Origin of the sequence: Streptomyces sp. NPDC059564 (assembly GCF_042735575.1) — a bacterium.
Classification (GTDB): Bacteria; Actinomycetota; Actinomycetes; order Streptomycetales; family Streptomycetaceae; genus Streptomyces.
The window spans coordinates 1-7,609 of record NZ_JBHWBP010000366.1 but is presented as its reverse complement, the minus strand read 5'-3'; the positions used below and the strand labels follow the sequence as shown (position 1 = coordinate 7,609).

The window sequence follows — 7,609 nt, the reverse complement described above, 5'->3', positions numbered from 1 at the left end:
CCTGTGGACCGGGTCACCCCTTTCGTGTTCACCGCCCGCGGCTCACCAGCGGTAGGGCTTGTACACCTCCATGCAGGCCCCGCTGTCCGAGCCGTTGATCGCGTCGGCCGTGTCGGGCAGCGCACCGGCCTCCGGCGGCGCCTGCTGCGGGTACGCGGTCCCCTCGCGCCAGTCGGCGCCCACCACCAGGGTGATCCGCGAGACGTCCGCCGACTGCTGCACCGAGCTGGCCGGGATGCCCAGGGCCGCCGCCACGCTCTGCGCCTCGTCCGCCAGGTCCGCCGTCGGGTAGCGCACGACGGTGGTCTTCTCCGGGGTCAGCGCGCTGTCCGCGCGGGCCCCGGTGAAGCCCTTGGAGACCAGCGCCCCCGCGACGTCGCTCGCCCGCTTCGGCGCCAGCGGCATGCCGGCCGCCGTGCCGTTGACCACGTGGACGGCGATCCGGTCGGGGGCGGTGACCGGGGGCTTGGAGGGCTCCTGGCCCGCCGGGGTGCCCTGCGGGGCGCCGGGGGCCGGGGATGTGGCGGGCGCCGAGGCGGGCGCGGAGGCGGGCGCGGACGCCGACGGGCTCTGCGGGGCCGTCGGAGCGCCGTTCTTGTCGAAGGCCACGTCCTTGCGGACCATCGTCCACAGCCGGTCCGCGTCCCCGGGATTGACGATCAGCCGGTCCTCGTCCTGCGGGTCCTGCAGCGTCGGCATCGTCGTCATCGTGATGCGGTTGGTCGGGATGTCCTTGAGCTGCATGGCCAGGTTGTAGAGCTTCTTCACCGAGCCGATCTCCTCGGAGACCTCCAGCGCCTTGGTGCCCGCCTCGGCCAGCGCCGTGATCCGGCCAACGTCGGTGAAGGCGTTCTGGCCCTTCAGCTCGCGCATCATCGAGTTCATGTACATGTGCTGGGCCTGCGCCCGGCCCAGGTCACTGCTGAACGCGTGCCGGGTGCGCAGCCACTGGAGGGCCTGCTCGCCCTTGACCTTGGTCGTGCCGGCCGTGAGCTTGAGGCCGGAGCCGCCGCCGGAGGTGGGCAGCGGACGGTCCCAGACGTTGTCCTTGACGCAGACCGGCACGCCGCCTATCGCGTCCGCCATCTGCACGACACCGGAGAAGTCGATCATCATCCAGTGGTCGATGTAGACGTTGGTCAGCTTCTCCCAGGTGGCCAGGGTGCAGCCGGGACCCCCGCGCGCGAGGGACTCGTTGATCATGATCTTGGCCTTCTTGAACTTCTCCCCGGTCTTCGGGTCCGTGCACTCCGGCACCTCGACCTTGGTGTCGCGCGGGACGCTCACCACGGAGGCGTTCTCCCGGTCGGCCGACACGTGGAGCAGCATCTGCACGTCCGCCAGCGGGGGATTGCCGACGGTGTCGCGGCTGCCGCCGAGCTCCACGTTCTCCGGCTTGTTCCGGCTGTCCGAGCCGATCAGCAGGATGTTCAGCGGGCGCTGGCCCTTGGCGTTGGCGTGGGACTTCTCCACGCCGCTCTCCCCGCTGAGGCGCTGCCCGCTGCGGATGTTCCCGTCGAGGTGACGGTAGTAGAGGTAGCCGGCCGCGGAGGTTCCCAGGATCAGGAACGCCAGTACGGACGACACCCAGAACAGCACCCGCCGGCGACGCCGCCGGACGGGTATCCCACCGCCACCGCCGGACCGGGCGCCGCCCGATCCCGCCCGCGGTGGGGGCACCGCGCCGGAAGTGCCCGCCCCGCCGCCGGATATGCCGCCGGCGGCCTGGTCGGGCGCCCCCTCCCCCCGCACGCTGCTGTGCCTCACGCGTACCCCCCTCAAGATCACTGCTGGTCGGTGTGGTGCCGGTCCTGCCGGCTGCCGACCGTCGTGTGGCGGTCGGTGGGTGAGCGGTGGCGTAACCGCAGTCCGGTCACTTGGCGCAGACCGCCTTGTCCGCCTCCACCCGCTGGAGCCCGTCCGGGGCCTGCTGCGGGGCCTCGGGCGTACCGAGCGGTGCTCCGGGCTCCTTGAAGTCGGAGCCCAGCGTCAGCTTCATCGGGGTCTTCGGCCCCGCGTCCACCGTGCCCACCTTCAGGGCCGTGGCGGACAGCCCCATCATGTCCGCCAGGGCCCGGGCCATGTCGGCCTGGTTGGGGGCGAATTCCAGCTGGGTGGCGGCGAGCCGCGCGGAGGCGTTGCCGTGGTTGCTCGCCTTGTAGACGCCCTTGCTGTTCTGCAGCCAGGCCAGGGTGGTGGACGCCGATCCCGGCGGGCCGCCGCCGTTGTACACGTCCACCCGGACGTCCCCGGCGGGCGAGCGGTTGCCCTGGAGCAGCGCCTCCTGCTTGGCGCCGGCCGCCTCCTTCGCCGCCTGCTCCTTCTTCTCGACCTCCGTGAGGGACACGTCCCCCCGGATCATCTCCAGGAGCGGGTCGGCCTGCGAGGAGTTGACGACGACGGTCGCCTTCCGGCCGGGCGGCTCGTTCGGATTGTCGAGCACCGGCAGCGTCGTGAAGGTGATGTTCTTCAGGTTCATGTCCTTCAGCTCACCGGCGAGATCGGTGAGTTTGCCGATGGACCCCAGCCCCTGGTCCACGGTCAGCGACTTGGTGGCCGCCTCCGCGAGCGAGAAGAACTTCTTCGGACTGGTCAGCGTCTCCTTGGACTTCATCTCGCGCATCATCGAACTCAGGAACTGCTGCTGCGTCTTGATCCGGTCGAGGTCGCTCTCGTTGCCGAAGGCGTGCCGCGTCCGTACGAAGGCCAGCGCCTGCTCGCCCTGCAGCCGGTGCTCGCCGGCCTTCAGGTTCAGCTTGGAATCCCGGTCGTTGACGTCCTTCGCCACGCAGACGGGCACCCCGCCGACCGCCGTGCTCAACTCCTTGACCGCGTTGAAGTCGACCATCATGAAATTGTCGACTTCGAGCCCGGTGAGCTGCTTGACCGTGCGCATCGTGCAGCCCGGGTCGCGGCCTTCCTGGCCCAGGCTGTTGTTGAAGCGGCTGCCCTTGGTCGCGGGGATCTGCTTCACCGAGCCGTTCTGCTTGGTCGGGCAGACCGGGATGTCGGTGATCAGGTCGCGGGGGATGGACAGAGCGGTGGCGTTGCTGCGGTCCTTGGAGACGTGGAAGAGGATCGTGGTGTCGGCGTGGCCGACGCTGTCGGCGTCCCCGTACCCCTGGTTGCCCGCGCCGCTGCGCTTGTCGGTGCCGATGACCAGGATGTTGATCGGCTGGTCTTTCTTGAAGCTGCCGCCCGCGCCACCGGTGTCGATGACCTTCAGATTGCCGTTCAGGTGCTCGTAGTAGAGGTACGAGCCCAGCCCGCCGCCGAGCAGCAGGAACGCGAGCGTTCCGCCGGTGATGGCCAGCCTCCTGCGGCGCCGCGCCGAAGCCCCGCCACCGCCGCCCGTCCTGCGGGGGCGGCCGGAGCGCCGGCCGCCGGGCGGGCCCTCGCCGCGGCGCGGCTTGGGGACCGCCGGGGACGCCGGCGCGGGGGGAGCCGCAGGGGATCTGCGGATCCTGCGGGGGGTGGTGACGGAGTGCTGCTGCGCAGGGGAATGGCCCAGTCGCAGTTCGTAGTTGCCAGTGCGGGGATTGAGGACCCACTGGTCTGCGGGGTCGATCTCTTCCGCCCGCCCACGGCTTTGCGCATCCACGGTTGCTCGAATCCTCCGTCGGTGCCTCGCGACGCGCCTCCCCCCAGGCGCGCGGTCAACGATCCGGCTGCTGGTGCATGGTCTCTTGGCTTCCTGTGCACCGGATCGCTCACCTTATCCGGCCAGGTCAGCTGCAAACCATGGCGGTGACAAAATCCACTCCCCCGAAAACGGCCCAAAGCACCCATCCGGCGCGGTTGGGTCACCGGCTTTTGGATTGCTTTACCGGCAATCGGCCACGTCCGCCGTGGTTCCCGTGAAAGTGGGGACGGGAACGGGGGTGGACGTGGTTCCGCTTTTCGGCCGCACAGACTTCCGGGCGGCCTCCGCGGAGGCCGCCTCGCGGCCGCTCGCCCCCGTGGGTTCGGGCGTGGGCGGGGTGATCGTCAGCGGCCGGTCCGTCCGCAGCTGCTCGAACAGCCGGCTCGCGTCGGGCTCCACCAGCTCGTCCCGGTTCGGGTTCGGCGCGTACGGCTTCCGGGGCACGGTAAGGAACTTGACCTGATCGGTCGGTATGTCCCGTACACCCCGTACGAGTTCGTACAGCCCGCGCAGCGAGGCCAGCCCCGGGTCGGTGGTCACCGAGGAAGTGGCCGCGTCCAGCAGGGGATACAGCCGCGCCGGGTTCAGCAGGACCCCGTTGCTCTGCACCTTGTTCACGAGCGAGCCGAGGAACTGCTGCTGGCGCTGCATGCGTTCGGTGTCGCTGCCGTTGCCCAGGCTGTGCCGGGCCCGGACGAAACCGAGCGCCTGTTCGCCCTGGAGGAGGTGGCGGCCCGCCGGGAGCTTGAGCGCGGCCTCGGCGTCGTCCACCGGCTGCCGCAGGCAGACCTCCACCCCGCCGACGGCGTCGACCATCTTCTTGAACCCGCCGAAGTCCACCACCATGTGGTGGTCGATCCGCACCCCCGACAGCTTCTCGACCGTACGGATCGTGCAGGCGGCCCCGCCCCACTCGAAGGCCCAGTTGAACTGGGCGAACCGCTCCGTCGTGCGGCTGCCGTCCGGGGTGAGGCAGCTCGGCACGTCCGTCATCAGGTCCCGGGGTATCGACACGGCCGTCGCGCTCTTCCGGTCCGCCGGCAGGTGCAGCAGGATCGTGGTGTCGGAGCGCTGGGTGCCCTTGTCCTGCCCGTAGCCCGCGTTCTCCCGGCCGGAGCGCGAGTCCGAACCGATCAGCAGGATGTTCTGGGCGCCGTCCGCGAGGTGCGCCGGGCGCTCGCGCTCGTAGCGGCGCAGCTCGGCCTCGGCGGAGGTGTCCGCGGTGATGTTCCCGTCGAGCTTCGTGTACAGCCACCAGCCCGCGCCCGCCCCCGCCAGGACCAGCGCGGCGGCCCCGAGCCCGGTCCAGCGCAGCAGACGGCGCCGACGCCCGGACGGAGGCCTTGCGCTGCCTCCGTCCGGGCGGGTGCCGCCCGGTATGCCCGCGCTGTCCGTCACTGGCGTTCCGTCCCCTCGCCGTAGCCCTGGGGGTACCTCCCAGCGGTAGCCGGGGGCCAGCCGTACGGGTGAGTACGGCCTGGGGCCGATCCTGCACCCGGGTGACCCGGGCGGCCCGGGGGCGGGGCCCTGTAAAGGGCCATGCGGGTGACAGATCGCGCGGGCTCGCCGTTAGACGGTGTGGGTGACGCGCTCGCTCTCGGTCCGCTGTTCCAGCGCGGCGGGCGACAGCCGGTCCAGGTTGCGGCACAGCACCACGGAGCCGCCGGTGGCCAGGGCCCCGTACAGCCCCGCCGAGAGCCCCTCCCAGCTGTCGTAGCCCAGCCCCGACAGCACCCGCGCGCCCTCGCCGGGGCCGCGCTTCGCCGCGTCCTCGCGGGCCCGCCCGACCACGGCCGCGTACGAGAGCTCCTCGCCGCCGACCACCAGCCCGGGGGCGTCGGCGTCGACGGGGGCGAACGGCGCGAAGCGGTCGCCCTGCCCCGGCACCTCCACGGCGTAGTCCGCGAACCCGGCCGGCGGCTGCGGGAACCGTCCGCCCAGGGGCCGCAGCGCGAGGGCGACCCGCTCACCGGAGCAGGCGCGGGCCTCCTCCAGGGTGTCGGGCCCGCTGACGACCAGGTCGGCGCCGGCCGGGTCCCCGCCCACCTCGGCGACCACGCCGACGGAGGCGCAGGCGAGCAGCCAGACGGCGCTCTGCCAGTGCGCGGGCAGCAGCAGCGCGAGCCGGTCGCCCGGTTCGGCGCCCAGGTCGCCCTGGAGCAGATTGGCGGTCTTGGCCACCCAATTGGCGAAGGTGGCGACGGACAATTCGACGCGCTCGCCCGTGGCGTCGTCGTAGAAGGTGACGAGGGGGCGGCCCGGATCGGCGGCGAGCGCGGATCGCAGCAGGTCGGCAGGGGTGCGGTCAGTGGCGTTCACCCGCCCCAGCGTACGCGGGCCCTCCCTCGTACGGGGGGCACCGGCTCGTCCGTCCAGGGGAAGGCCGGGCCCGCGATCGTCGGACGGATCGTCAGTTCTCCGATGGCGCTTCGTGGTGGCAGTGCTCAGCATCGCTTCCATGCGTGGATTCCTTGCTTCCTCGATCGGCGTCGCGACGGCGGCCGCACTGGCCCTGCCGCTCGCGCTTACCACTCCGGCCCTGGCCACCCCGTCCGTGGGCGCGGCCGCCCCCGTGACCCCCGGGGGGTCCACCCAGTCCCTGCCGCTCGTCGCCCTCGGGCCCTCGCAGGGGCGGATCCCGGGCGTCCCCGGCATGAGCGCCGAGCCCGGCCTGCCCGAGGCCCGGGGGCTGGCCGCGCGCGACGTGAAGACCTTCTCGCTGGTCGGCGTCGTCTGGGACGACGCCGCCACCCAGCTCCTGGGCCGGGTCCAGGTCCGCACCCGTGCGGTGGCGACAGGGGCCTGGTCCGGCTGGCAGGACGTCGAGACCCACAACAGCGAACACGCCGCCGACCCCGACGCGGTCGAACGCGGCTCCGGCCGCGTCCGCGGCAGCACCGCCCCGCTGTGGGTCGGCGCGTCCGACGGGGTCGAGGTCCGGGTCCAGGCGGAGGCCGGCGGCCGGGACACCCGCACCCCGTCCGCCCTGCCCTCGGGCATGCGCATCGAACTCGTCGACCCGGGCGCGGCGCGGCCCGTCACCGTCCTCGACGGCAAGAACGCCGGGCCCCTGCCGGGTGACGACGACGACAAGGGCGACTCGGCGGTGACCCTGCCCGACATGACCGCGGAGGCGGCCGAGTCCTCCGCCGCCAACGTGCCGCACGCCGTGCTCGGCGCGCTGGAGATCACCGCGCTCAACAAGGCCGACTCCACCGCCGACGCGGTCCTCGCCAGCGACGGCGCCCTCAGCGAGGCCGCCCGCCCGTACATCGGCCCGCGCCCGCGGATCGTCACGCGGCGGGGCTGGGGCGCGGACGAGAGCCTGCGCGAGTCGGGCTTCGTCTACACCAACACCGTCAAGGCGGCGTTCGTCCACCACACCGCCTCCGGCAACAACTACGCCTGCACGGACGCCGGGGCGGTGCTGCGCAGCCTGTACCGCTACCACGTGGTCAGCGAGGGCTGGCGCGACATCGGCTACAACTTCGCCGTCGACCGCTGCGGGACGGTCTACGAGGGCCGCGCGGGCGGAGTCGCGAAGGCGGTGCTCGGCGCGCACACCATGGGGTTCAACACGGACAGCATGGGCGTCGCGGTGATCGGCTCCTTCGGCAGCACGGCCCCGCCGAAGGCCGCCGTGGACGCGGTGGCCCAGCTCACGGCCTGGAAGCTCGGCCTCTTCGGGGCGGACCCGCGCGCGAAGACCACCCTGAAGTCGGGCGGCGGCAACCTCTACGCCAAGGGCAGCAACGTCAAGCTCCACGTCATCTCGGGCCACCGCGACGGCTTCGCCACGGAATGCCCGGGCCGCCTCCTCTACAACCAACTCCCCCCGACCCGCGCCACGTCGGCCAAACTCCAGGGCCGCTGAGGGGGCCGGCCCCTGCGGCCAACTCCAGCCCCGTCGGCGCCCTGCGGCCAATCCCAGCCCCGCCGGCGTTTGAGGCGCGGGGGTCCGGGGGC

General features: G+C 72.4%; 5 protein-coding genes. 1 reads left to right on the top strand and 4 read right to left on the bottom strand.

All coding sequences use genetic code 11. The features are described 5' to 3' along the window. Nucleotides 1-42: 42 nt before the first annotated feature. The 4 genes from ACFV0Q_RS35275 to ACFV0Q_RS35260 all read right to left on the bottom strand — a co-directional run bounded on the left by ACFV0Q_RS35275 (nucleotide 43) and on the right by ACFV0Q_RS35260 (nucleotide 5,962). Nucleotides 43-1,767, bottom strand: a complete 1,725-nt coding sequence (locus tag ACFV0Q_RS35275) for an LCP family protein (protein ID WP_385011162.1) — start codon at nucleotides 1,765-1,767, stop codon at nucleotides 43-45. Nucleotides 1,768-1,873: 106 nt separating this feature from the next. Next, nucleotides 1,874-3,601, bottom strand: coding sequence for an LCP family protein (locus ACFV0Q_RS35270; RefSeq protein ID WP_385011161.1), 1,728 nt, complete (start codon nucleotides 3,599-3,601; stop codon nucleotides 1,874-1,876). Nucleotides 3,602-3,823: 222 nt separating this feature from the next. Further along, nucleotides 3,824-5,041, bottom strand: a complete 1,218-nt coding sequence (locus ACFV0Q_RS35265) for an LCP family protein (protein WP_385011159.1) — start codon at nucleotides 5,039-5,041, stop codon at nucleotides 3,824-3,826. A gap of 171 nt (nucleotides 5,042-5,212) precedes the next feature. After that, nucleotides 5,213-5,962, bottom strand: a complete 750-nt coding sequence (locus ACFV0Q_RS35260) for a TIGR03089 family protein (RefSeq protein WP_385011157.1) — start codon at nucleotides 5,960-5,962, stop codon at nucleotides 5,213-5,215. A 139-nt stretch (nucleotides 5,963-6,101) separates the two neighbouring features. On the opposite strand from ACFV0Q_RS35260, the gene ACFV0Q_RS35255 reads away from it, so the two are divergent. Then, nucleotides 6,102-7,517: a peptidoglycan recognition protein gene (locus ACFV0Q_RS35255; protein ID WP_385011156.1), complete on the top strand. Its 1,416-nt coding sequence runs from the start codon at nucleotides 6,102-6,104 to the stop codon at nucleotides 7,515-7,517. Nucleotides 7,518-7,609: the final 92 nt, after the last annotated feature.

Coding starts and splice junctions, on each gene's coding strand:
- ACFV0Q_RS35255 (WP_385011156.1), top strand. CDS start 6,102: ATGCGTGGATTCCTTGCTTCCTCGATCGGCGTCGCGACGGCGGCCGCA.